Origin of the sequence: Rothia sp. (in: high G+C Gram-positive bacteria) (assembly GCF_030540545.1) — a bacterium.
Lineage (GTDB): Bacteria > Actinomycetota > Actinomycetes > Actinomycetales > Micrococcaceae > Rothia.
The window spans coordinates 1-1,072 of the sequence record NZ_JAUNVZ010000118.1; the positions used below are offsets into that span (position 1 = coordinate 1).

Sequence of the window (1,072 nt, forward strand, 5' to 3'; positions counted from 1 at the left end):
TACCTGCTGGCTGGCTCACGAACCCTCGGTTTTTCACCCGTATTCGCCTCATACTCTTAACGTTGCGCCACAACCTCACCCAAAAACTACTTGCGGAGCTGTTTGAGATTTCTCAATCCACGGTCAGCAGGCGTTGTCAACGCCTACACCCCACTCATCGCCGAGGTCCTCCAGGTTCAGGTTTCCACCGTGGAAGACCCCCACCCGACCCAGCAGTTGAACCTCCGACGGATACTGTCTCCTAGCTGTGCTGGTCCTGGCGCCAGCATCCAGAGCTGTACTCGGGCAAAGCATCACACCACCGGAGTCAATCTCCAGGTGGCCTGCACCCAGGCGGGAAGACGTGCATGGGTTTCACAGCCCTTCCCAGACACACACCCTGGCTTCACAGCACTGAAAGACTCCCGGCTCCTCGACGTCATTCATCAAGCCACCCACATCGGCGATAAAGGCCACACTCCGGTGCCGAGATTGATCACCCCGATCAAGAAACCCGCCGGTTGTGAATTACACGACACCGAAAAGGGGTTCAATAAGAAGATCAACACTATCCGCTACCTCATAGAACAAATTCATTGCGCAGTTAAAGACCTGGCGCATCCTCCACACCGACTACCGCCGCCCTTACACAACCTTCGCCACCACCATCAACGCCATCCTCGGAATCATATTCACCTACACCCCATGAATAAGCCTCACTGTCGACAAGCTCTTCCACGATGAAGATCGATCCGGGCCCTGCAATCGTCCGAACTTGAGTGGCGGTTGTCAGCGGCTGCCAACCGGATGGAGGAGTTGCCGCCTTCACGCCAGTGGCCGATGGATACGCCATCAGGTCGAGGTAACCGATGTCGGTCAGCGGGAGGCACTCATAGACGTTTCGCCCGGTTATCGTCTTTGGCTCCTGCATCGTCGGGATGAATGTCGTGATGATGGGAGTCACGAGCTGCTGAGCGGCCCGGTGCTCAGTGATCGCCACCTCAGTGCCGGCCAGAGTGCTGGGGGCGTCAATGTTGACGACAGTCAAGCAAACGTCAGTGTGGAATGCTCGCGCAAATCGGTAAGACATGCT

2 protein-coding genes and 1 pseudogene are annotated in these 1,072 nt (G+C 56.7%); 2 read left to right on the forward strand and 1 reads right to left on the reverse strand.

Going from position 1 to position 1,072, the window contains the following annotated elements; translation table 11 throughout:
- The first annotated feature begins 50 nt into the window (after positions 1 to 50).
- On the forward strand, positions 51 to 245 hold the full coding sequence (locus tag Q4P78_RS09560; RefSeq protein WP_368660908.1) for a transposase family protein: 195 nt from the start codon (positions 51 to 53) through the stop codon (positions 243 to 245).
- A 73-nt stretch (positions 246 to 318) separates the two neighbouring features.
- Positions 319 to 528 (forward strand): annotated as a pseudogene (locus Q4P78_RS09565) (hypothetical protein); the annotation flags it as partial.
- 55 nt (positions 529 to 583) lie between these two features.
- On the opposite strand, the gene Q4P78_RS09340 reads toward Q4P78_RS09565, so the two are convergent.
- Positions 584 to 1,072: hypothetical protein (locus Q4P78_RS09340; protein WP_303340095.1), on the reverse strand; the 489-nt coding region annotated here is incomplete at its 5' end.